The sequence below is a fragment of the Psychrobacillus sp. FJAT-21963 genome, assembly GCF_001420585.1.
Taxonomy (GTDB): Bacteria; Bacillota; Bacilli; order Bacillales_A; family Planococcaceae; genus Psychrobacillus.
Window position 1 is genome coordinate 1,104,198 of sequence record NZ_LJIY01000001.1, and the last position, 24,115, is coordinate 1,128,312.

The following is a 24,115-nucleotide window of genomic DNA, read 5'->3' on the forward strand; positions in this document are numbered from 1 at the left end:
GGATGTAGTCTTTTTTTATGAAAAATTTTAGGAGGTTTTTTATATGCAATGTGGTTTAAGCCCTATCGTCGGATTTCGTTTTTCTTTACATCCGATGACCAATGATTTTATTTCAGTTATTAAAGGAGCGCTTCGAGAAACGGATACATCGAATGTGTGGATGCATACAGACGATGTGTCAACTGTCATTCGCGGAAAACAGGTGCATGTGTTCAATGTCGCAAAGTCAATTACACTGCATGCAGCTAAGACAGGTGTTCACCTTGCTTTATCGGGTACCTTTTCTGCTGGCTGCCCTGGAGATACTGCTGGGGATGTCTATTTAGATAAAGGAGATGAAGTTGCAAATAAAGACACGACAAAGCAATATGTGTCATCTCAATTTGCACTTTATCCGATGAATAACCCAAATTATATGGATGTGATTTATAGAGAGGTTGAGCGTGCAAAAGAACGAGGTGTTTTCAATGAATCCATGCATTATGCAAGTGGTATTCACGGGGATATTCATGATGTGTTTGCATTTTACGAAGAAACATTCACACATGCTCGCTCAGAAGAATATAAGCATTTGGTAATGACTGTTTCGATGAGTATAAATAGTCCTTCGCATGGAGGTATTTTGAATGCTTAAGTCATGGAAGTTAAAAGAGATTGTCCTTATGTCTTTATTTGCTGTTGTGTTTGGGATTGTATATTTATTATTTGTTCATATCGGTAATATTTGGTCAGGATTTATTGGGCCGATAGCATATGAGTGGATTTTTGGTATTTGGTTTATCGTATCAATCATTTGTATGTATATCATTCGTAAACCTGGTGCAGCTGTCATTTCAGAAACGATTGCAGCGGCGATTGAAGTGTTACTAGGAAATGCTGTAGGACCTCGATTAATACTTTCAGGGGTTATTCAGGGACTAGGTGCCGAAGCAGTGTTTGCCGCAACACGCTATAAACGTTTCGACCTTTGGGTACTGATGCTTGCAGGTATCGGATCATCCGTTTTCAGTTTTGTATATGGTTACTTTTTAGGAGGGTTTACTGTATTTAGCACTGGATATGTGGCTTTGATGTTCGGTATTCGAATATTAAGCGGTGCACTTATAGCTGGTGTTGGTGGTAAAGCTTTGTCGGACGGACTACTTGCTACTGGTTCGCTTAGAGGCTATGCAATTTCTCGCTCGAATAAAGGTGATGTTCGTGCATGACATAATTCAGTTTACAGATGTGAGTTTTCGTTATCCCGATGAGGACAAATGGATATTGAACAAGCTTACATTTACTATTCAAGCTGGTGAACGTGTAGTAATTACAGGTCCAAGTGGTTGTGGAAAGACGACATTACTTTATTTATGTAATCGCTTGTTTCCTGATAATTGCGATGGAATTTTAACTGGCTCTGTTAAATTATTTGAAAAAGAAAGTACTTCATATATTCCCGGGGAAATAAATCATCGTATTGCGACTGTTTTTCAAGATCCTGATGCACAATTTTGCATGCAAACTGTAGAGGAAGAACTAGCATTCACCCTTGAAAACTTGCATGTTCCCAAGGAAGAGATGGACAAAAGAATTTGTGAAGTACTTACGCTAACTAACTTGAGTGAATTTCGACATGCTACTATTCAAAAGCTTTCTGGCGGTCAAAAACAACGCATTGCAACTGCTTGTGCACTCATCATGGAGCCTGAAGTTTTGTTGCTAGACGAACCAATCTCTCATTTAGATCCATATGCTGCGAAAAAATATGTTGAGTGGTTGGATTGTTTACAAATGAAAAGAAAAATGACAATAGTTGCTATAGAGCATCGTTTGGATTTATGGGGAGAATTTTTTGATAGAAGTATTCCATTAATTCAAGGAAAGTCGAGTTCCCCCTTAGAAAGAAGAAAAAACAGCTTGAAAGAAGATGTATCAATAGTTGTCAGTAAAATAAAAGCTCAGCCCTTCTTAAAAGAAACCTCTTTTTCATTAAAGCAAGGGGAAATTGCTGTTTTAGCAGGTCCAAATGGTAGCGGTAAGTCCACTTTGTTGAAGGCACTGTGTCAGTTAATTCCCACTAGCGGAAAGGTGGAACCAAGTTTTTTAGGGTATGTTCCGCAATCTCCCGAGTTTTTATTTATTACGAAAAGTGTACGTGATGAAGTAGCTTATGGCGGAGGCAGTAATACAGAAGAAATACTTACTCGATTGCAGCTCCAGTCAGTATCAGAGGCACATCCCTTTGCAGTAAGTCACGGCCAAAAGCGTAGAGTGGCTATTGCCGCGATGCTATGTGACGGACGAGAGGTTATTTTAATGGATGAACCTACATCTGGTCAGGATGCTGCAGCATTATCTGAGTTATTTCAATTAATTGATGAGCGTGCTCGTTCAGGGGCAACTTTTGTCATCGTTACACATGATATGGAATTTGCTTACTGTCTAGCCGATTCGATTTTACTGATGAACGATGGACGTTTAACGGGGAAGTTTCCAGCGAGTGATGTTTGGAAAAATGAACGTTTATTATTGGAGCACCATTTGCTTCCTCCGAAAGGATTGTTAAGTTATGAGAAATGCTTTGCATAAAATGAATCCTTCCGTGAAGTTTTTATTAATAACCGTCTGTATGTTAACGATGGCATTTTATTTTGACCCTTGGACTCCCCTTGTATTTTGGGGTGGAGTGCTTGTGCTGCAAATATTGTTTAGCCGGATTAATTGGAAGAAGTGGTCGTTATTCATGCTTCCATTTTTTATAACTGCAATCGGTTATTTCTGGACTACACTTGTTTTTTCCGAAGATCAATCGGGAATAGTTATTTGGTCATTGTGGGGTATTGAATTTACAGAAACACAATTGAATCAGGCAATGTCCTTAAGCTTTCGTATATTAGCATTTTCTAGCTTGTCCTTAATGTTTGCGTTGACGACAAATCCTGTGACGTTTGTGTTGAGTTTGATGCAACAATTAAGACTCTCTCCTAAAATTGCTTATGGCATTATGGTAGGTTATCAGTTTTTACCGGTTTTGAAAGACGAATTTACACAGATCGGGCAAGCACATAGGTTAAGAGGGGTCGGGCGCGAGAAAAATGCCATTCAACGTTTGCTTGGCATTCGGAGAGTTTTGATTCCAATGCTTGCTGGTGCTGTTCGGAAAGCGGAACGAGCCGCTTTTGCAATGGAAGCTAGAGGTTTTACTGGTGAACGCAGAAGTAGTTATTTTCACGTAATTACCGTTGGGAAAGTAGACGCTATAATAGTTACTTTGTTTTTATTGGTATTAGTTTTAAGCTGCACAAACAAATTTTGGTTAGGTTAATCATTTTTATTATTTACTCCTACTTTTATTTAGATAAGATAAAAGTAGGAGTTTTTTATTTGAGGATGGGAGTGCTGAGAATGACATTTGTCGCTTTACTACGTGGTATTAATTTGGGTGCAAAAAATAAAGTGGATATGAAATCATTGAAGGTTCTTTTTGAAGAAATGGGTTATGAAAACGTGCGGACTTATATACAGACCGGAAATGTCATTTTTGATAATACAGCTTATGATATTCTTGAAATGGAAAGAGAGTTGTTTGAAACTTACGGCTTTGACATACCTGTTGTAATAAGGAACAAAGCAGAGTTGGAAGAGATACAACGGCACCCCATTTTCTTAAAAGAACAAGTATATGTCATGTTTTTAGCTAATGAAATATCAGATGAACAGCAAGCATTACTCGACAGCTTAATAGATGATGAATTTGTCGTATGGAATCGAAAAAATATTATTATTAGTCTTTCGAAGAATTATCATCAAACGAAATTTACGAACACCTTTTTTGAGAAGAAGCTTGGTATGGTATCTACAGCACGTAATCAAAATACAGTAAATAAAATTTTGTTGAAAATGTAGGAATTGTGGCGTTTGTGTCCGGATAAGATGGATTTCTGACCGTATAAACAAATTTCCGTCCGCATAAAAATTTTTATAACCGTATAGGACAATTTCTGACCGGATACTACAAAAATTTATGTCCACATGACGCTTATAACATAAGTTTTTCTTATACCAAACAATAATTACTATAAAATTTTCAAATGCCTGTTTGGAGCATATGATGAAAGTAGAACGAAACAAGGAGGACTTGTCATGTCATTCATCTTTAAATCTATCGATCATGTTCAATTAGCTGCTCCAAAAGGTTCAGAACCAATTGCTAGACAGTTTTTTGGTGAGGTTCTAGGATTCAAAGAAATAGAAAAGCCAGAAGCTTTAAAGAAAAAAGGCGGTGTTTGGTTTGAATTTGGTAATTATCAAATTCATATAGGCATTGAGGAACCATTCGCACCAGCTAAAAAAGCACACCCTGCGTTCCAGATTGAAAATCTTGAATCATTAAAAGAGCATTTAACAAATAAAGAAATTAACTATATTGTTGATTATGATCTGCCAGGTGCAAATAGAATTTATATACACGATCCATTTGGAAACAGAATGGAGATTCTAGAGTGGATTTAACTTAAAGAATAAGAAACAAAACACCCTGATTTTTATTAAACCGGGGTGTTTTCAAGTTCTACTTTCTTTCGCCTTTTCAACGATTTACTACTTTTTCTAACTGACCCATTCCATGAAAAATTGGTCCAGATTCTCATTATTATTTCTAGCGGTCCGCGACGGAATTTTTTCAAATACAATGTACTAATTAGACATTGCATAGCAAAGATTACGAGTCCTAGAATTATACTATTTAACATTCCGAAGTCTCCAAAAAATCCTAAACCGTATCCATAAAATATGGTTGTACATATAAGACTCTGCAAAATATAATTTGTTAGAGACAGCTTTCCGACACTTTCAAAACTGCGAAATACGATATTAGAAAATGAAGTAAATAGTATTGCAAATAGAGAAATATATCCTACAGAAAGAAGCTGGGCACCAAGATTTAATAAGATAGCAGACCAAGCATTTTCTTGAAAAAGTACACTACCACTCTTTAACGCAAGGCCAATTGGCAAAAGTATCGCTCCAACTTTGTACCATTTTTGTTCCACTCCTGGTCTAGTAAATAGGTTTCCTTTAGCCGCCGCCATCCCAAACAAAAATAATGGAGCTGTCATAAATGGGGCTAGAATTACTATGAATAAGACAAAGAATTTACTTTCGAATACTAGCGGATTTTCGGTATTTCGATGATGCTTAATCTCTTCATAGGTTCCGTTTTTATAAATATCATTTGTTTTAACAATATAGGAAGATAATTTTTCTACTTCTTCTTTTGTTTCTTCTAAAATTCCATAGCCCATAGCACTTGTTAAAAGGAACAAAATAACTCCCCATATAATAAGTGTTTTTTTCTTCCTGTTTATAAACATCAATAAAAAGAAACCCATAAATCCGTAAAATGCTAAAATATCTCCTTCCCACAAAAAAGTCCCGTGCAAAATCCCAAGTGTTATTAGCAATATGAATCGTCTAATTAAATGCCATCTCACTTTTACTTCCTTATTTCTTAAAGATTCAACCATCTTAATAAGTGAATAACCAAAAAGGAAAGTAAAAATTGGCATGAAGCTACCCTCTACTGCTATTTTTATAAACTTATATGCCCATGTATCCATACCCGAGAGAGAAAAATAAGAAATTTCATCTTTTCCCCATATTCCATACTGAAATATAAGCATATTAGCTAGTAATATACCGAATAGACTAAGCCCTCTTAAACTATCAATCAATTTTACTCTTTCCATTTTAAAACAAATCCCCCTAGAATTTCGTATCACTCCTTTGTTAGTATAAAATAGAAAGCTTATGACAGAATGAAACGTACCTTAAAATATTCTTAAATTTTGGAGTGGTTATTGGTGTTAGATGCGAAAATATTAGTAGTGGATGATGAACAGGCTATCGGAGATATGGTTGATATAATTCTAAAAAAAGAAGGATTTACCCATGTTGATGTATGTACAAATTACAAAGATACAGACTTACTCATTTCACATAATAATTATGATCTATTGATATTAGATATTATGCTCCCGGATGGAACTGGACTAGATTTAGCGAAAAAGGTCCGCACAAAATCAGATGCACCAATCTTTTTTTTAACAGCAAAAGCAAATGATGCAGATAAGCTTCGTGGTTTCATGTACGGAGCCGATGATTATATTACCAAACCATTTAATCCAATGGAACTCGCAGCTCGCGTAAAAGTGCAGATGAAACGGTATACCTCCTCCTTCTTCAAGCCTTTATCGAAGCAAGTGTTTGACTTTGGTAGGTTCCAATTGAACGTAGCAGCAGCTGAATTGACTGTAGCAGAAGATACTTCTGTTTTAAGCGGAAAACTTTTTCATTTACTCCAATTCTTTTGCGAACATCCTGGGCAGGTCCTTTCAAAAGAACAAATTTATTCTCAAGTATGGGGAGAAGAGCATTTTATTGATGATAACACGATAATGGTTCATGTCCGAAAGCTACGAGAAAAAATTGAAGTTAACCCAGGTAATCCTCAACTTATTTTAACTATCCGTGGAGTCGGATACAAACTCATTAGTAAGGAGAATTAGTATGAGTTTATCAGGGAAAATGACTACACGATTTTTAGCATATTTTGTTATCTTTTATAGTGTATTACTTATTGTGTCTATCGGACTGATAGTATATTTTGTTTATGATCTAATGGAGAGCAATAGTTACTCTGATATTCGTGAATTAGATGCATTTGAACTTGAGTCCGATTTTACCAAGGATTCAAATGGGGTCTATCATTTATCTCAAAAGTTAATAGATTCAGCGCATGAAAATACAGGACTTGTTCAATTAATCAACAAGAATGGCAAAGTCCTTGCTAGTTCAGAAAATAACAGTAATTGCTGTGAAAGCTACACTTTATCACAATTTGTAGCAATGACAAAAACTAAAGAGGCTTTTGTTTGGGAACAAGGCGATGGCTTATATATAGTATTTATCGAAAAACATCCTGCCACACAGTTATTATCTATGATAGTTCAAGAAAATATCGGAAGTTTATCGCATGAAACCAAAAAGCAACTAGAGGATACAGACGCAAGCCTAGAAATCTATACGACAGAAGGTAGACGAAAACAAGTTGTTTATGGTGACAAAAAACAAGCACTCAGTGGGATTGAAATACTCGCTAGTTCCCATAACTATTCTGAAAGAAAAGAAGTTGTTGCATCTGAAATACTTGAAGATGGTACCATCGCTGTCGTCCGAATGAATAATTCAAATTATTATCCCTTTGAACCCGCATTTTTAGATGGGATGAAAAAGTTTGGAATAGGACTTCTTTTATTTCACCTCATTCTTTTTTTCTTTACTATTTTATTCTCTTTTTGGATTGGGAATCGCTTTGGCCGACCTGTTTTATTTTTTCTTAAACGTATCGAAAAGTTAGCCGAGCAAGACTATAAACCTTTAGATGATCGTAGATTAAGAACTAAAAAGACCGGACGTTTTAAACGAAAATATCGTGTATACGAAGACATTGATCGATCACTTTCCAGATTAGCAAATACGTTAGAAGCTAACGAGCGAAAAATAAAGCAGACTGAAAAGTTACGCGAAGATTGGATTACTGGTTTGTCACATGATTTAAAAACACCACTTAGTTCTATTTATGGATATTCCACTATGCTTGCTTCTGATGATTATGACTGGTCAAATCTAGAAGTTAAAAATTTTGCAAAGACTATGCAAGAGAAGTCGAACTATATGGATGCTTTAATAGAAGATTTAACATACACGTATCAATTAAAAAATAATGCAATTGCTATCAATAAAGTCGATGTGAATCTTTTAAGTTTTCTTAAGATGTATGTTAAAAATTCTGTTTGGGGAGATATACAAGATCCACAAGGAGACAAACATGCACATGTTTTTATTGATCCAAAATTATTTGAAAGAGTTCTCGATAATTTAGTAGGAAATGCGATAAAACATACTCCTAAAGGAACAAAGGTATATTTAAAAGTAAACCAAATGAAAGATACTGTTCAATTAATTATTTGGGATGAAGGAAAGGGAATTCCAAAGGAAGAGCTTGAAAGCCTGTTCGACCGCTACTATCGTGGAACAAATACCACTTCGGAAGTATCAGGAACCGGGTTAGGACTAGCTATAACGAAACAACTTGTGGAAGCACACGACGGACACATACATGTAGAGTCAAGTGACAAAGGAACAATTGTAACGATCATACTGCCCTCTTCTGTAAGTTAGTTAGAAAACTAAAAGCATCCATCAATCAAAAATGATTGATGGATGCTTTTTTGATAAAACAAAAACCGTTCTTATAAGTCATCAAATCCGTTATCTTGCACATTTACCTTCACATATTGGCGAGATTTTTGTTCAAAAAAGTCGGTTTTTCCTAAATCTACTTCTTCATAAGCTTTGATCCACTTTAATGGATTTTTGCGATATTCGGGGAATGGACGGTCATAGCCTAACTGGTTGCATCGTACATTTGCGTAAAAATAAATATATTCTTCCACGTCCTCTATATCTAAACCGTCTATTTTATCACCGATTACCTCACGTGCCCAGTCGACCTCAAGCTGTGCTGCTTCTCGGAAAATCTCCTCCACTTCACTCGCACGCTCAGGAGTATCAAATTGTGGATACTCTGTTAATAACTCTTTATAAATCTTTACGAATAAGTCAACATGCAACTGTTCATCCCTATTTATATAGTTAATCATTGTGCTTGTAGCGACCATCTTTTGATGTCTGGCAAGATGATAGAAAAATGAGAAGCCTGAATAGAAAAATAACCCTTCTAATATGACATCATATACAACAGAGCGTAGTAAGTTATCCACATCCGGCTGCTCTGCGAATTCTTCATACCCTTTTAAAACGAAGTCATTTCGCTTTTGCAATACCGGCTCTGTGCGCCAGAAATCAAATACACGGTTTTGCTCATCTTTGGAAACTAAGCTAGAAAGCACGTATGAATATGAATGATTATGAATCACTTCCTGCTGCGCTAGAATAATCATCAATGCATTCAAGCTAGAATCAGTCAAAAAGTCTGCTACTTTTCCTGCAAAGTCTGTTTGAACACTGTCTAAAAGGGCAAGCAAACCAATTATTTTTAAAAATGCTTCTCGCTCATTATCTGTAAGCCCCGAAAATTGCTTAATATCATTGCTCATATTAATTTCAAAAGGGGTCCAAAAATTACCGAGCATTTTTTTATATTTTGGATACGCCCAATTAAATCTTACATCGTCCCAGTTTAATATATTGGAACTTTGACCGTTCACGATACTAGTAGAACGGTTTGGCGCTTCTTTATCCATTAATTTTCTTTTTTCTAACTGCATATTAGCTTTTCCTCCTTAGCTTGAACAAGAATCACAATCGACTAGTTCTACAGAAGTTGATCGAACGTAATAAGTTGTTTTCAGCCCGCTATTCCACGCATCTAAGTGTAAATCAAGTAATTCTTTTGCTTTTATTGTGTTTTGAACATATAAATTTAACGAAACACCTTGGTCAATATGGCGTTGACGTGCAGCATTTTGTTTTAAAGTCCAGTGTTGATCAATAAAGTAAGCTGATTTATAAAACCACGTAGTCTCCGAATTTAAATCTGGTACAGTAACTGGAATTTTGTAATCTTTCTTCTCTTCGGAGTAAAACTTTTGAAAGATAGGATCTATACTCGCCGTGCTTCCTGCTAAAATGGAAGTGGACGAGTTAGGTGCAACCGCCATTAAATAGCCGTTTCGGATTCCATTTTCAGCGATTTCCTTACGCAGTTCATTCCATTCTTGTCCCTCGTATTGTCGTTTTTCAAAATAGGCTCCAGTTTGCCAATCTGACCCTTCGAATAAAGGATAAGCGCCCTTCTCTTTCGCCAATTCGGCAGAAGCTTGAATCGTTAGGAAAGCAACCTTTTCATAAAGTTTATCAGCAAATTCAACTGCTTCATCGGACTCCCAGCGGATACTATTTAGAGCAAGCAAATGATGCCACCCAAATGTACCAAGGCCAATTCCTCGATAACGAGCATTTGTACGTTGCGCTTGAGGTACCGGAATCATATTTAAATCAATTACATTATCGAGCATACGCACTTGGATCTTTATCAAACGCTCCAATACATTTTCTGGAACCGCTCGTCCTAGATTAATAGAAGATAAATTACAAACTACAAAATCCCCCGCTTTACGTTTTGTCACAATTACATCGTCTTCTAATTGAATGGACTCAAAAGAGGTAGCACTTTGATTTTGAAAAATTTCTGTACATAGATTACTGCTATAAACCATTCCTTCATGCTTGTTTGGATTACTACGATTAACTTCATCTCGGTAAAACATAAATGGTACTCCTGTTTCCAGCTGGGAACGCATAATACGTTTTATCAAGTCTATTGCTGGAACAGTTTCGCGTGATAATCGATAATCATTCACACATTCCTCGTATTTTTCTCGGAAAGAACCTTCTCCACGTTTCTCATCGTAGAAATCCTCTAGGGAATATCCTTTTAATTGTCGTACTTCATGTGGGTCAAATAGGTGCCACTCTTCTCGTGCGTCTACTTTCTCCATAAATAAATCCGGTAAGCATACCCCTGTAAAGATATCGTGTGCACGAAGACGCTCATCTCCGTTGTTCAAGCGTAAATCTAAAAATGTAAAAATATCTTTATGCCAAACATCTAAGTAAACAGCAATAGCACCTTGACGCTGACCAAGCTGATCCACACTAACTGCCGTATTGTTTAATTGCTTGATCCATGGAAGTACACCACTAGAAGCGCCTATAAACCCTCGAATAGACGATCCTCGACTTCGCACTTTCCCCATATATACTCCGATTCCGCCACCGAATTTAGAAAGGGTCGCTACGTCTGTGTTACTGTCGTATATCCCTTGAAGACTGTCATCAACCGTATCAATAAAACAGCTAGATAACTGTCCATGTGGCTTTCCAGCATTTGAAAGTGTTGGTGTTGCTACAGTCATATAAAGGTTACTCATTGCCCAATATGCTTCTTTTATTTTGCCAATTCTATTTTCTTTTTCTTCTTTCATTAGCGTCATTGCAATGATTAGCCAACGTTCTTGTGGAAGTTCAACAATTGATTTGTCAAAGTCCCTTGCGACATAACGATCAAGTAAAGTTTTAACACCAATATATGTAAATAAAAAATCTCTCTCTGGAACAATTATTTCTGCTAACTGTTGTAATTCATCAAACGAATAGGCTTCCGTCAAACGAATGTCGTAAATTCCATTAGCAGCTTGGAGTTGTACATTGCTAGCAAATTTACTGTAAACATTATTAGATGTTGTTTTTCTTTGACTAGCGACTTGTTCATATACATGTGCCAAATGAATGCGCGCCGCAACAAAAGTCCAATACGTTTCTTGCTCATCTAAAAAACTTAATGCTTCCAAAGACATCGACTTAGACCAAGCAGAGGTGTTACCCTCCGGATTCTTCTTCATCCATCTTTCATGTGATTTAATGAGTGGTGCCATATTGTCTTCTCCGAATTCTTTTACTAAATGGTGGAGTACCTCCTGTTTTTCTGTAAAGGTAATTGATGTCATTTTTATTTCCTCCTTGTTTTGATTATGAGTTCTGCTGGAGTGATAGTTGCTTAAGGACACAAAAAAGCGATGTCCCAAGCCTCTTCGGCTGAGTCATCGCTCACATTAAAAAAGTAGGAAACAACAAGACATCTAAAAATTAATTGAGATAGAGTCCTTCGCCCCCACCTCTCAACCCCCGAAGAAAGTGTTGCTTCACCGATGAAAAGGCAGGTCTACTGGCTCATGCTTCACCCTCCTGTCGACCTTCCCACGATTTCTCGCAGTGGCTATTTCAACAGTCGTCCACACTTACAGTTGCGGGGACAGCTTCGGCATTTCACCGAATTCCCTTTTAAACCATAAAGGTACCTAATTATCGTTCAAATACTATATGTTGTGTTATATTCACTTATATACCCTATCATATTGTGTTTAAACTTGTACATAGGAATAAAGTACGTGTCTTTCTTTAGTCATAATAAAAGGGCAGACAATTCAAAATGTCTGCCCTTTTATTACATAAATACGATAACTGCTAAAATTGCTGCTATCACTAAACGATAGATTGCAAATGGCATTAATTTGATGCGAGAAATTAGTTTTAAGAAAAATTTGATGGAAATTAGCGCAAATACAAATGCACTGATAAAGCCTGCTGCATAAAAGCCCATATCCCCCATATTAATCTCTTCCCAGTTTTTTACCACAGACACTAGACTAGCCCCTGCCATAATTGGAACAGCCATGATGAATGTAAAATCTGCTGCTGTTTTATGATCCATCCCAAACAATACCCCACCAGAAATAGTTGCACCTGAGCGAGAGAATCCTGGCCATAAAGACAGACATTGTACTAATCCCACTTTAAATGCCTTAGCATACGTAATTTGATCCAAGCTATTGATAGACGGTTTTTTCGGACCAAATTTATCCGCAATAATCATAAAAATAGAACCTGCAACTAGACTGTATATAACTGTTTCTACGCCAAATAAATTTTCATCAATAAAATCTTCTAATAATACTCCTAATACTCCTGCAGGAATTATACCAACGATTACATGTAGTAAATTAAAACGCTTGCTCGAATTTTCGCTTTCTATCTTATATAATCCTACTAAACTAAATAATCGTTTCCACATAACAACCACTACAGCTAAAATAGAACCAAGCTGAACGACAATTTTAAATGTATTCGCAGAATACTGACCTAAAAATTCTTCCGTTTTCAACCACATATCATCAACAATAATCATATGCCCTGTAGAAGAAACAGGAGCAAACTCTGTCATACCCTCAACAAACCCTAATATAATCGCTTTTAATAATTCTAGAAATTCCATAAGATCTCCTTAGTCACGTTTTTTAAAATACCAAACAAGAAATGCAATACCTACTATCGCTAAGATAATATACACTATGTTCGAGTAGATATCCATATACCCTACTATTTCATCCCAATTCTCTCCGACTGCTGCTCCTATTGATACTAACACTGTGTTCCATATCAAAGTTCCTAATGTCGTAAACCAGAGGAATAAGCCAAACTTCATATTAGACATCCCTGCTGGAATGGATATTAAACTTCTAACAAGTGGCACGAGTCTACCGAAAAAGACTGCCCAAACACCATATTTATCAAACCATGCATCTGCTTTATGAATGTCTTTAATAGTCAGTCTTAAAATTTTTCCGTACTTCTGTACAATCTTCTCTAAACGTTCTACGTCTAAAAGTGAGCCAATCCAATATAAAAGAGCTGCTCCAACAACGGACCCTGAAGTAGATGCAATAATAATTCCAAGCTTTGTCATTGTTGTTGTTGTAGTCATAAACCCACCGAGCGTTAAAATCACCTCTGATGGGATTGGAGGGAAGATATTTTCAATTAATATTAAGAAAAATACACCAAAATAACCGTACTGACTAAGCCAGTCCGAAATCCATGCTTCCATTATTTGTTCACGTCCTCTAGCTTAATGTTTACTGCCCATAATTCCGATTGACTACCTAAGCGAATAGGCGGACCCCAAAATCCAAAACCGGATGATACAATCGCATGCAAGCTTCCTTTTTGTTTATACCCATAATCTAGCTCAAATACCTTTCTCGTAATAAGATGATTTGGCCACATTTGTCCTCTATGCGTATGACCTGAAACATGAAAATCTACCCCTTCCGTTTCAGGTATCAATAAATTCGAAGGTGTATGATCCATAACAAACCAAGGAAGATTATCTTTTTCGGGACGTAATTCAGAAAGCTGCTTCCTTTCTCTATTCGTCAAATCTTCTCTACCAGTTAAATAGAACGATTCTGCCAACACAATAGTTTCATCTAACAACATATGTACATTAGACGCTTCCATTTCTTCTACTAATAGAGGAATTTTCTTACCATAGTATTCATGATTGCCGAGTACCCCATATACACCATACGTAGAAGTTAGCTGCTTCATCACTTCTGACATACCTTTTTTTACAAACCAAATAGGATCGTCATCAACTAAATCACCAACTAGTAAGATTAAATCAGGCTGCTCTTCGTTTGCTTTTTTCACAAACCTTTTTAAATGCGCCTTATTGGATAATAAACCAAGATGGAAATCTGAAGCAACTACTACTTTAAGCTTGTCCAACTTGGAATCCTTTTTGGGTAATTTAATAGATAGCTCACGAACAACTGGTGTAAATGCATTGAATGTACCAAACGCAAAAATGAAAACAAATAAGAATAAGATTATCCAACCAATTAATTTCACCTGCTCTGGATATACCCAAGTTAAAATTGTTCCAATCGGAAATAGAATTAGCCCATACTCCATAATTATCATCCAGTAGGATCCCGCAATACTAAATAGCCGCAAGCTATGATTGATTCTACCAATAAGAAACCCATAAGCAATAAGTACCCAGACTATACCGAAATACCACTTATTTATAGGAAAGAATGTTTCTAACCAGCTAGAAACTACCCATCCAAAATAAAACACTATAGCAGAATACAGGAGAATAGCTATTACAGCACCAGTAATTCTTTTCATATTCAGTTCTCCAATTTATGTATTTTCCATTAGTATAGCAGATTATGTCTTAGTATTACTAAGTCTCCAGACCGATATGAAAATCATGTTCTAGCCCGTTTGGATAAGTTAGCGGAATTGATAAGCTATAAATACAAACGAGAGGAGGAACAATCACATGAAAAAATTTGGTTTATTAGTACTTGGTATTATCGCAGGGGTTGTAGCAGTTGCAAACTTAGGGAGTTTATTAGGTTTAGCAGTTTCTGCTTTGATCGTCTACGCAGGGATACATTTTTACCTTAAAAGCGATTCTACGTTTTTGAAAATCTTTTGGGCAAGTGTAGGAATCGTAGGATTACTTTCGGCAGTTGCAAACGTGCCTGGTTTCTTCGGAATTTTAGCAATCGTAGGTGTTTGGTACGTTATTAAAAAATGGAATAACGAACCCGTTAGCTTTTCAGCACCAGCTGTAAAATCTGATGACCCATTTGTAAATTTCGAAAAACAATGGAACGAACTTTCAAAATAAGGAGGAAAATAACATGACATCATTATTAAAAAGATTGAAATACTCGGTAGAGGCTGACTTACACAAGTTGTTTGATAAAAAAGAGGAAAAAAATCCAATTGCAATGTTGAATCAATATATTCGCGAAGCGGAAAAACAAACAGAGCAAACAGGTAAATGGTTAGAACGCCAAGGAAAATTAAAACAAGAACTTGAAAAAGAACTTGAAGAAACATTGCAAATGGTTGAAAAACGTAAGCATCAAGTAGAGCTAGCTACAGCAAGCGGCGAGGAAGACTTAGCTGCTTTTGCTCAAGCCGAATTAAATGCATACAGCGAAAGAACTTCCGTTTTACAAAATAGCATTCAACAAACAACTGAAGAGCTTTTCGGTTTAGAACGTAAATACGAAGAAATGAAACATAAAATTAAAGATATGAAGGTTCGTCAATTACAATTGATGGGCAAAGAAAACGTAACCCGCGCTCATCATCAAATGGATCGCATTCTACAGCCAGAACAAAAAGAAAAAAACTTTGGCACGTTCCAAGAAATGGAACAATACATTGAACGACTTGGTCAAAAGCTAGAAAAGGAACATGAAATAACTTCTATGGAACAACGTCTTGAAATGTTAGAAAAAAATGCACAACCAAAGACTGAAATTGTGTAAACTATAAGAAATGCATAAAGCGCCTATTTAGTGGCGACAGAGTATCTCTGTGACGAGCTTCGCGCAGAAACAACGCTTTTGTCTGCGACGAGCTTCGCGCAGAAACAAGCAAATGACAATTTCCGAGGAGGCAGTTCTTGCTACTGAAGGAAATTGTCATTTGACCTCAAGCGGCTGGTGCCTGGAGATTAGACAATTACTTTGTAGAATAGTTTTACTTTCTTGTTTAATATATAAGAGGGGAAGAAATCTTCTCCTCTTATCTCACTATGCGAAGAAGGAGGAATACTCAAATGAAAGAAAATCAAACAAATAAGCTTGCTTTTATCCTCATTTGCTTTGTTTTTCTAATGTTTATTGAAGCAACAATTTTTGGAAATGGCAGCATTGTATTAGTCCTTCTTGGCATTGGGATGATTTATTTTAGCTTACGCAAACGAACTCGTTTTTTATTTTGGACGGGGTTTATCCTAATATTAATTTCTATTTTTTCTATGTGGAGTTTAAGGCTATTACTCATGGCTATTATGGCATATATACTGTATAAGCTCTGGAAAAATGAACCGATTCAACAAGTGATTCGACCATTCGATACGGTGTATAAAGAAACACCAAACAGTGTGATACAAAATAAGCTTTTTTCTTCGCAAACAACTCCTTTTAATGCCTATGAATGGCAAGATGTACATGTACAAGGCTTTTACGGAGAGCATGTTATTGATGTGACACAAACAGTTCTACCAAAGGGTACTTCCTTTATTTCCATACGCCAGTCGCTTGGAAAAGTTACCATTTATGTACCTTATGAAGTTCCAGTGAGACTCCATTACGCAACTATTATCGGAGAGGCGAATATATTTGGTCGAGGGCTTCAACGTTTGTGGAATCAATCGGTCGTATTAAAAGACGGTTATCAAGAGGATGTTAGCTATGCTTCTGAACTTGTCGTTACTGTATCGACATGGATTGGGGATATTGAGGTGATCCGTAAATGAAAATACTTTTGGGTCAAGGCTTTTCCCTCTTTATTATATTAATGGCTTTAGCAGCATTATTACTCTATGCACTGTGGGGCTGGCCAAACGATAACGCATGGTGGTCATTGCTAGAGACTACTTACGCAGAAGTACCATTAGGCGCTTGGATTATCATCATACTAGCGTTTATGAGTTTTAGTTTTTCTTTGAATACTCTTCAAAAGGTTCGTGACCAGGAGAAGAAAATAGAATCTAGCTTGAGACCTTTATTAGAAGCAGAAACGTCACTACCAAACAATAAAAAGTTCTCATATTCGAAAAGATTACATGTCACAACCAATCAATTAGAGCAGCTCATTTTGACCCAGCGGAAAACCTTGCAGCGTATTACAAATGAAAAAGCAGAAGCACAAGATAAGCTTATTCAGGAACGAATCGTACAAGAAAGACAACGCTTGGCTAGGGAGCTGCATGATTCGGTTTCACAACAATTATTTGCAGCGTCTATGCTTCTTTCAACGATGGTGGAAATAGAGGAGTCGCAGAATGGGGAAGCTCCTAAAAATTTATTGCAAACAGAAAAAATAGTTCAACAAGCTCAGTTAGAAATGCGAGCCTTACTGCTCCACCTTCGTCCAGCAGCACTACACGATAAAACGCTTAAGCAAGGAATGGAAGAACTATTACTAGAGCTCCAACAGAAAGTTTTTTTTACCATTCGATATCGCTTAGAAGAGGTCTCATTACCAAAAGGCGCAGAGGACCATTTATTCCGAATTGCACAGGAAACCTTATCCAATACGTTACGACATGCAAAGGCTACGGAAGTCGATATTTTATTCGTAGAGCGTGACAATCTAGCAATTTTTCGAGTGCAGGATAATGGGGTTGGCTTTGAGATGGCGGATGCTAAAACAGGCTCGTATGGCTTAGAGAATGTCAAAGAAAGAGCTGTTGAAATTGGTGCTACGTGCAAAGTTGTTTCCGTTCCGTCGCAAGGAACAATTGTCGAAGTGAAGCTACCAATCGAGAAAAATTTAGAGCTAGTTGGAACGGTGAAGAGAGAGGAGCATAAAGATGATTCGAATATTGTTAGCGGATGACCATGAAATGGTTCGTATTGGTGTGTCTGCTTATTTACAGGCTCAGCCCGATATGGAAGTGGTAGCGGAAGCCACGAACGGTCAAGAAGCTGTTGATATGGCACTTGCGCATAAACCGGATATTATATTAATGGATATGGTTATGCCTATCTTGAATGGTGCCGAAGCTACACGTGAGATTGTGCGACAATGGCCAGAAGCAAAAGTAATGGTTGTTACGAGTTTTATCGATGATGATAAAGTGTATCCAGCACTTGAAGCAGGAGCCATCAGCTATTTGTTAAAGACTTCCAAAGCATCTCACATAGCTGAATCTATTCGCAAAACGTTAAACGGTGATGCAGTATTAGAGCCAGAAGTGACAAACAAAATGATGAAGCGAATGCGCCAAGGTTCCGAACAAGCACTGCACGAAGACTTGACCGATCGAGAACTCGAAGTTTTACTGCTTATGGCAGAAGGCAAAACAAATCAAGACATAGCGGACTCTCTCTATATTGCATTGAAAACAGCAAAAACACATGTGAGCAATATTTTATCGAAGCTAGAAGTAAGTGATCGAACACAAGCGGTCATTTATGCATTCGAGCATCAACTCGTGAAGTCCAAAAAATAACCTATGCGAGTTTTTTATCATATGCTAATGGAAAGACGGAGTAAAGGATGTTTGTGTGTATATTCCTGAAGATCCAAATAACGAAAATGAAATCCCAACTAGCGCCACTGTTGAATTTATTGGGACTGTCGTTCTCACACTAGGGTATGTAATCGTAGCTATTGCAGAAGGTATTGCATTATCAGAACTGGCTCAAGCTAAAGATAAAGAAGAACAAGGAGCTAAATTAGTAAACCAAACTAGCCAAGATCAAAAGGAACAGCTTTCCGACATACAGAGTAAGTTAGACTATCTTGTGAATGAAATAGAAATGTTAAAGAAAAAGGGATAACCAATAGGTATCTCCTTTTTACATGGAAAAAGGATGATGCTAATTCCATCATCCTCCTTCTAATTGGTTCAACCAGCCCTCTACTTCTTTATCTGTTTGAAGCCAATGCACTTTCTTCTCATATTTATTAAATTTTACTAGAAACGCGGGTTTCATTTCATCTTCAAAGTATTTATTCCACTTGAACATCCGACGAAAAATGGTAAATGTCGGGTGGTAGTTTGCTTTTTCTATTTTAAGTAATTGACGTATAAATCGAAGTACGATGCGCCTTGTTCTTATCCTAAATGGAATATCTAAAAAAACGATTTGATCAGCTGCCTGTAAGCCTTCATCGGTCCAATCGATATGGACCCCCTCTATCACCCAAGTGTCTCGATGAATCGCCTCTAGCAGCAAATGATCCCGAACTTCCGGTTCATTTCGTATATCACCGGTTAGTTGTCGTGTCCACACAAAATTATCCGTTTCAAAATGTGTTACTTGAAGCTTGCAGGCTACTTTTCGAGCTAGTGTTGTTTTACCACTACCAACGGATCCTATAATATATATTTTCATCCCTCACTCCGTCGTTGCACGGTTCAAAGCGTGAATAATTCCAGCATGCACTCCTTCATGCCAAATCATAAATTGCATAAGTGCATCCACCGTATCCATTTGATGTAGATTGCCAATAGACATCGGTTCTACTAATTGGTTATGTAAATTAGGTTCAATTGCTGCCTTTATTCGATCGGATTGTAGCTTTAATGCATTCATTAGTTCTTCCATCGTTGGAGGCTCGGTATCCCATTCATCTGGGTTAGTTCCTGGAACAAAGAGAGGTAACCATTCTGGATGTAAGATTTCGTAAGATGGAATTGCTTTTTGCGTGAGCACTTCCCCATTCACATAAATATGGCCGACATTCCATCGAATCGTATTGTTAAATCCACTTGGTTTTATGTCCCAAGCACTCTCTTTACTCTGTTTGATTCTCCCCAATGTATAAATTCTTGTAAAATTTAATTGATTTAGTGTTTCCATTCTCCTGTTCAACCCCTTTTCAGACTATTTTATCTTTTACTGTGATATTACTAGAAAAATGGTACTTTCAATGCATTACTTACTAAATATAAGGAGGGTTTTCTATAGATATACCACGAAATCTACCTAAACAGTCGCTATATACAAGCGCATGCTTCGGCGACTCCCTATACACCACCCTACTTGCCTTGAAATTGAAAATAAAATTAGAGCAATTGAAGCTGGTTATGCTGGAGAGTCGTACGTTGACAATTTCTTAAAACAAGTAAACTTCCCCAAAAATTACGCTATTTTAAAGGACCTCCATATCCCAATTAGCCCGCATAATTATCTACAGGTAGACACGCTTATCCTCACAAGAAAATACATCGCTGTTTTGGAAATAAAAAATATACGGGGCAAATTGTTGTTCCAAAAAATCCCGACCAGTTAATTCGTGTTCTTGACGAAGAATCTACAGCTTTTAAATGTCCGGAGCAACAAATAAAACGACACGGCAATAACTTGCAAACACTATTAAATTCTTTAAAGATAGATATACCTATTAAAAGCCTTATTGTTCTCGCTTACTCTAAAACACATGTCGTACTCCCTCCAAAAGATACGACCATTGTAATGGATTGCGATATATCTGAATACATCAACAATTATAATCAATATTCAGATATCATTTCTACAACTAAATTCCATCAACTTCTAAATAGCCTACTCTCTAAATCTACTGAGTTCACCCCTAAACCTATAGCTCAAACTTATCCACTAGAACTCTCGCAAATAAAAACGGGATTGTTTTGTCCAAAATGCTTAAATAAAATTTATAACACTAGCACGTGTCCAACTTGTAAAACTTCTAAAATAATTATGCAAACCCAAGCGATAGAAGACTGGTTTTACCTTGTCAAACATACTATTACTAACCGTGAATGTGTCTATTTCCTAGAACTCAAAGACAAATTCGCAGCCAACTATCTACTAAATAAACTTAATCTTCACCCGGTTAATGATTTTAAATCTAGATACTATGTTTTACAGAGACTCGAAGTCATGGGGGACAACAGCCGCTAAAGAAGCAAGCTGTTTTTCCAACTAAATGTGCCAAGATTCCAACTAAAGCATCCATTTTTCCAACTAAATCTATGTGGCTAACAAAAAACGAGAAACCCATCTCTGGATTTCTCGTTTTACTATTAGATTGCTGCTATAGTAACGGTAACTTTAAATAAGTCGCCATCTACTTCCATTCGTAAACTACCACCATGTAAATCCACAATAGATTGGGCAATAGCTAGCCCAAGACCTGATCCGTCTGTGTGGCGTGATGTGTCTGCTCGCTTGAATCTCTCCGTTAATTCAGATACTTCGTTTCCTAATTCATACTTTGCAATATTCTTGATAACAAAGACTGCTTCTCCGTCTACCTGGTCTAAATTGATATAAACACGTGTATTAGGAAGGGCGTACTTTAACGTATTGATGATTAAGTTATCAAGTACTCTCCACCATTTTTGACCATCCACATTCGACATTATTGGCTTTGTACCGATTGCTACTCGATAATCTAACTCTGACTTATCTATTTCTTCCTGATGTTCTGCGATTGCCTGTTGTAGCAACTGAGTTAAATCGACTTTTTGTTTCACTAATTCTATATTACCGGTAGCCATTTTTGATACTTCAAATAAATCCTCAATCAATGTCTTCAAACGCATTGATTTTTTATCCAAAATCGCAATATAGGATGCTCGCTCTTCATCCGTTATGCTAGGATTCTTCAACAAGTCTGTATAGGTTATAATTGAAGTTAATGGAGTTCTCAAATCATGACTTACATTTGTAATTAGCTCTGTTTTGAGTCTTTCACTTTTTGCTTGTTCCGAATGAGAAGACTTTATTCGACCCCGAAGCTGATTTAGATTAGCCGCATGATGCGCAACTGGTGATTTCCCTTTTACTTCTAATTCTCCTCGAAGAACTCCCTTTGCCATTTCCTCTGTTTTTACGATAACACGGTTTAAATAGGACATTCTCGATAATAAAAACACGAGTACTGGTATCCCAATTAATATTGTTGCAGGAACCCAGATAAGAATAGCCTCTGGCACTGGAAACAACATCATTGTCCCGAATCCCCAGAAGAATATTACGATTAGCATGATTAATGTTTGAACCGCAATTGTTCGATTTAAGAAAAATCCTTCTAGCGATCTTCCCCAGCTAAAAATTAAACTTTGTTTCCAATCAACATGACCAATTCCAGCACGTAGCCATGTCCATTGATACAATGTACAAGCTGTAAAAATTATAGCAATAATAGGGGTAAGAATAATGAGATCGTATCCTTTATAATATAAAACGTACTGTATTATTTCTCTCGCAGACATAATCGCCACATAAATACTTATAAAGAATAGTGCTAGTCTGACATCAATTGGATACTTATTATACTTTTGCTCTGCTTTCTCATATCTAAAATTCTCGCGGTTTCTTTTCCATAATAAAACAAATGCAATTGCTGCCAATACTCCTACTACAAGAACTCCATAAAAGATTCGTTGATTCACTATAAAATATTTATATTCATCTTCTCTGCTACCACTTAAAATACTTGCTTCCGAAATAGCGACTGTTCCTTCAAATCGAGCAAATTTATTTCCTATTAAGTTAGTTACATCCCATGATGTTTCTCCATTTTCAAATACTACATTTTCTTTTAAATACCCATTTTTACTTGAGTACAATTTTGTAAAGGCATTTTTTGAATTTACTTCCCCATTAGTAAAACGTTCACCTGTCTCTATATTTTTCAAGTCATAAATATAGTCATCCATTGTATTTAAGAAATTATTTTTTTCTCTTTCAATTGTTCGAAAGTATTCTTCAACCTTTTCTTCTTTTTCTATAAGGATTTTCTTTTCAACATAAGCATTATCCTCGAAGTTTTTCGTAATATCTTCCATTTTTTTATTACGCTCTTCAATTGATTCTTCATCAGTTCTTCCTTCATATTGAAATCTAATAGAGTCTAATTGTTCTTGTAGACCTCCATACCGATACCGATATTCTTCTATTTCATCTCTTGTCACAGTAATATTTTTCATTACATCCTCTTTATCCGGAACCGCTAAAACTAACGGAACAATAGAGGATTGGAAACTTTCTAATTCTACTTGAAAGCTATCACTATCAAAATAATTTTTACCTATATAATTTTGTCCCTCATCTACTACTGTAAAAAGTCCACAAATCATTATAACTGCCAAAATACTAATGATTATATTTTTCATTATAGGATGTTTCATTCAGCTACTCCCCCTTTCATCGATTGGATAATTTCGATAAAGCTTTCCTTAATTTCAAAAATAGGAACAAGATTGGTTATACAATAAGATAAACAGAGCACTCCACATATAATTGCAACCATGGATAGAAGTAAATTCACTTTACTTGTCGATTTTATAGCCAACGCCCCACACCACCTTCAAATACCTCGGATTTTTAGGATCTGCTTCTATTTTTTCTCGAATTTTACGAATATGTACCGCTACAATGTTTTCCGCGTTGTAAGCAGGTTCATTCCAGACTCTTTCATATATTTCATTAATGGAATAAACGCGACCTGCATTGGTCATAAGCAACTCTGTTATTTTGAACTCTATTGGCGTAAGCTTTACAGTTTCCCCATCTACACTAAGTTCCTTTGCCTCTTGGTTTAACATAAGCCCATCAATTTCAATCACAGATTGCTGCCCTTGATAGGTTCCTAGCTTTGTATAACGTCTTAGCTGTGACTTTACCCTTGCTACAAGCTCCATTGGATGGAAAGGCTTTGTCACATAATCATCCGCTCCAACCGATAAACCGTGGATCTTATCGGAATCCTCTGCTTTCGCACTTAACATAATGATTGGGATATTTTTTTGTTCTCTTATTTTAAAGGTCGCTGCAATTCCGTCCATTTTAGGCATCATAATATCTAACACAATGACGTGAACTTCATTTTCTTCTATTAATTGAAGAGCTTCTAATCCATCCGCAGCTTTTAACACGTTGTATCCTTCATTTTTAAGGTAAATTTCGATTCCATCTCGAATATCCTGGTCATCATCTGTTACTAAAACAGTAAACTGGGTCATCTTCTTGCCTCCTCACATCTCTTTCTTATGTTTCTTATTGTAACCTTGATTTCTTAACATTCCATTAGTATAAATCTGAAGAAATTCTTAAGAAACTATTTTATTTACCTGTATTTACATGTTCGCTTTACTATAACTATAAGCTTTTGGAAGGTTCAACTGAAATTA

General features: G+C 36.5%; 26 protein-coding genes and 1 riboswitch. Of the genes, 15 read left to right on the forward strand and 11 right to left on the reverse strand.

From position 1 onward, the window contains the following. The first annotated feature begins 43 nt into the window (after positions 1 to 43). The 6 genes from AN959_RS05310 to AN959_RS05335 all read left to right on the forward strand — a co-directional run bounded on the left by AN959_RS05310 (position 44) and on the right by AN959_RS05335 (position 4,494). Positions 44 to 634 carry a YkoF family thiamine/hydroxymethylpyrimidine-binding protein gene (locus AN959_RS05310; protein ID WP_056828877.1) on the forward strand — a complete coding sequence of 197 codons (591 nt, stop codon included), beginning with the start codon at positions 44 to 46 and terminating at the stop codon, positions 632 to 634. Beyond that, positions 627 to 1,208 (forward strand): ECF transporter S component, encoded by a 582-nt coding sequence (locus AN959_RS05315; RefSeq protein WP_053590945.1) that lies wholly within the window; start codon positions 627 to 629, stop codon positions 1,206 to 1,208. The genes AN959_RS05310 and AN959_RS05315 overlap by 8 nt, the downstream gene beginning before the upstream one ends. Continuing rightward, positions 1,195 to 2,571: an ABC transporter ATP-binding protein gene (locus tag AN959_RS05320; protein ID WP_056828879.1), complete on the forward strand. Its 1,377-nt coding sequence runs from the start codon at positions 1,195 to 1,197 to the stop codon at positions 2,569 to 2,571. Before AN959_RS05315 ends, AN959_RS05320 begins: the two co-directional genes overlap by 14 nt. Then, entirely contained in the window at positions 2,552 to 3,307 is a 756-nt protein-coding gene (locus AN959_RS05325) for an energy-coupling factor transporter transmembrane protein EcfT (protein WP_056828881.1), read from the forward strand. Before AN959_RS05320 ends, AN959_RS05325 begins: the two co-directional genes overlap by 20 nt. 80 nt (positions 3,308 to 3,387) lie before the next feature. Then, positions 3,388 to 3,888, forward strand: a complete 501-nt coding sequence (locus AN959_RS05330; RefSeq protein ID WP_172794316.1) for a DUF1697 domain-containing protein — start codon at positions 3,388 to 3,390, stop codon at positions 3,886 to 3,888. A 237-nt stretch (positions 3,889 to 4,125) separates the two neighbouring features. Then, positions 4,126 to 4,494, forward strand: a complete 369-nt coding sequence (locus AN959_RS05335) for a VOC family protein (protein WP_053590949.1) — start codon at positions 4,126 to 4,128, stop codon at positions 4,492 to 4,494. 35 nt (positions 4,495 to 4,529) lie between these two features. Here the strand turns inward: AN959_RS05335 and AN959_RS05340 are convergent, their stop codons facing one another. Then, entirely contained in the window at positions 4,530 to 5,729 is a 1,200-nt protein-coding gene (locus AN959_RS05340; RefSeq protein WP_056828884.1) for a DUF418 domain-containing protein, read from the reverse strand. A 114-nt stretch (positions 5,730 to 5,843) separates the two neighbouring features. Between AN959_RS05340 and AN959_RS05345 the strand changes: the two genes are divergently transcribed. Beyond that, the gene (locus AN959_RS05345) at positions 5,844 to 6,548 is read left to right on the forward strand and encodes a response regulator transcription factor (protein ID WP_056828886.1); all 705 of its coding nucleotides are present in this window, start codon (positions 5,844 to 5,846) and stop codon (positions 6,546 to 6,548) included. Position 6,549: 1 nt separating this feature from the next. Beyond that, positions 6,550 to 8,223 carry a sensor histidine kinase KdpD gene (locus AN959_RS05350; RefSeq protein ID WP_056828887.1) on the forward strand — a complete coding sequence of 558 codons (1,674 nt, stop codon included), beginning with the start codon at positions 6,550 to 6,552 and terminating at the stop codon, positions 8,221 to 8,223. A gap of 71 nt (positions 8,224 to 8,294) precedes the next feature. Here the strand turns inward: AN959_RS05350 and AN959_RS05355 are convergent, their stop codons facing one another. From AN959_RS05355 to AN959_RS05375, 5 genes are all read right to left on the reverse strand, one after another. Further along, positions 8,295 to 9,332, reverse strand: a complete 1,038-nt coding sequence (locus AN959_RS05355; protein WP_053590953.1) for a ribonucleotide-diphosphate reductase subunit beta — start codon at positions 9,330 to 9,332, stop codon at positions 8,295 to 8,297. Between the two features lie 15 nt (positions 9,333 to 9,347). Then, on the reverse strand, positions 9,348 to 11,633 hold the full coding sequence (locus AN959_RS05360; RefSeq protein WP_256363913.1) for a ribonucleoside-diphosphate reductase subunit alpha: 2,286 nt from the start codon (positions 11,631 to 11,633) through the stop codon (positions 9,348 to 9,350). A gap of 130 nt (positions 11,634 to 11,763) precedes the next feature. Then, positions 11,764 to 11,943: riboswitch (cobalamin riboswitch) on the reverse strand. 127 nt (positions 11,944 to 12,070) lie between these two features. Further along, entirely contained in the window at positions 12,071 to 12,898 is an 828-nt protein-coding gene (locus tag AN959_RS05365; RefSeq protein WP_053590955.1) for an undecaprenyl-diphosphate phosphatase, read from the reverse strand. A 9-nt stretch (positions 12,899 to 12,907) separates the two neighbouring features. Beyond that, complete coding sequence (locus AN959_RS05370) at positions 12,908 to 13,510, reverse strand: DedA family protein (protein ID WP_053590956.1); 603 nt, start codon at positions 13,508 to 13,510, stop codon at positions 12,908 to 12,910. Further along, positions 13,510 to 14,598 carry a metallophosphoesterase gene (locus AN959_RS05375; protein ID WP_053590957.1) on the reverse strand — a complete coding sequence of 363 codons (1,089 nt, stop codon included), beginning with the start codon at positions 14,596 to 14,598 and terminating at the stop codon, positions 13,510 to 13,512. The genes AN959_RS05370 and AN959_RS05375 overlap by 1 nt, the downstream gene beginning before the upstream one ends. Before the next feature lie 157 nt (positions 14,599 to 14,755). On the opposite strand from AN959_RS05375, the gene AN959_RS05380 reads away from it, so the two are divergent. The 6 genes from AN959_RS05380 (at position 14,756) to AN959_RS05405 (ending at position 18,788) form a co-directional block, all read left to right on the forward strand. Next, positions 14,756 to 15,109 (forward strand): hypothetical protein, encoded by a 354-nt coding sequence (locus AN959_RS05380; RefSeq protein ID WP_053590958.1) that lies wholly within the window; start codon positions 14,756 to 14,758, stop codon positions 15,107 to 15,109. Between the two features lie 13 nt (positions 15,110 to 15,122). After that, the gene (locus AN959_RS05385) at positions 15,123 to 15,761 is read left to right on the forward strand and encodes a PspA/IM30 family protein (protein ID WP_056828891.1); all 639 of its coding nucleotides are present in this window, start codon (positions 15,123 to 15,125) and stop codon (positions 15,759 to 15,761) included. Positions 15,762 to 16,054: 293 nt separating this feature from the next. Beyond that, positions 16,055 to 16,756, forward strand: a complete 702-nt coding sequence (gene liaF, locus AN959_RS05390; protein WP_053590960.1) for a cell wall-active antibiotics response protein LiaF — start codon at positions 16,055 to 16,057, stop codon at positions 16,754 to 16,756. After that, positions 16,753 to 17,841: a sensor histidine kinase gene (locus tag AN959_RS05395; protein ID WP_056828893.1), complete on the forward strand. Its 1,089-nt coding sequence runs from the start codon at positions 16,753 to 16,755 to the stop codon at positions 17,839 to 17,841. The genes liaF and AN959_RS05395 overlap by 4 nt, the downstream gene beginning before the upstream one ends. Continuing rightward, positions 17,816 to 18,457 (forward strand): response regulator transcription factor, encoded by a 642-nt coding sequence (locus AN959_RS05400; protein WP_056828895.1) that lies wholly within the window; start codon positions 17,816 to 17,818, stop codon positions 18,455 to 18,457. The genes AN959_RS05395 and AN959_RS05400 overlap by 26 nt, the downstream gene beginning before the upstream one ends. 55 nt (positions 18,458 to 18,512) lie before the next feature. Beyond that, positions 18,513 to 18,788, forward strand: coding sequence for a hypothetical protein (locus tag AN959_RS05405; protein WP_056828897.1), 276 nt, complete (start codon positions 18,513 to 18,515; stop codon positions 18,786 to 18,788). A 48-nt stretch (positions 18,789 to 18,836) separates the two neighbouring features. Here AN959_RS05405 and AN959_RS05410 read toward each other — a convergent pair whose 3' ends face one another. Next, positions 18,837 to 19,346 carry a hypothetical protein gene (locus tag AN959_RS05410; protein ID WP_056828899.1) on the reverse strand — a complete coding sequence of 170 codons (510 nt, stop codon included), beginning with the start codon at positions 19,344 to 19,346 and terminating at the stop codon, positions 18,837 to 18,839. 3 nt (positions 19,347 to 19,349) lie between these two features. Further along, positions 19,350 to 19,814, reverse strand: a complete 465-nt coding sequence (locus tag AN959_RS05415) for a DinB family protein (RefSeq protein WP_056828901.1) — start codon at positions 19,812 to 19,814, stop codon at positions 19,350 to 19,352. A gap of 151 nt (positions 19,815 to 19,965) precedes the next feature. On the opposite strand from AN959_RS05415, the gene AN959_RS21655 reads away from it, so the two are divergent. Next, positions 19,966 to 20,247 carry a nuclease-related domain-containing protein gene (locus tag AN959_RS21655; RefSeq protein WP_253278872.1) on the forward strand — a complete coding sequence of 94 codons (282 nt, stop codon included), beginning with the start codon at positions 19,966 to 19,968 and terminating at the stop codon, positions 20,245 to 20,247. A gap of 754 nt (positions 20,248 to 21,001) precedes the next feature. Here AN959_RS21655 and AN959_RS05425 read toward each other — a convergent pair. From AN959_RS05425 to AN959_RS05430, 3 genes are read right to left on the reverse strand one after another with little or no spacing between them, the layout of a single operon-like run. Next, the gene (locus AN959_RS05425; protein WP_056828905.1) at positions 21,002 to 23,113 is read right to left on the reverse strand and encodes an MFS domain-containing histidine kinase; all 2,112 of its coding nucleotides are present in this window, start codon (positions 23,111 to 23,113) and stop codon (positions 21,002 to 21,004) included. After that, positions 23,110 to 23,277, reverse strand: a complete 168-nt coding sequence (locus AN959_RS20965; RefSeq protein WP_156350725.1) for a hypothetical protein — start codon at positions 23,275 to 23,277, stop codon at positions 23,110 to 23,112. Before AN959_RS20965 ends, AN959_RS05425 begins: the two co-directional genes overlap by 4 nt. Continuing rightward, the gene (locus AN959_RS05430; protein WP_053590968.1) at positions 23,255 to 23,947 is read right to left on the reverse strand and encodes a response regulator transcription factor; all 693 of its coding nucleotides are present in this window, start codon (positions 23,945 to 23,947) and stop codon (positions 23,255 to 23,257) included. Before AN959_RS05430 ends, AN959_RS20965 begins: the two co-directional genes overlap by 23 nt. Between the last annotated feature and the right edge of the window lie 168 nt (positions 23,948 to 24,115).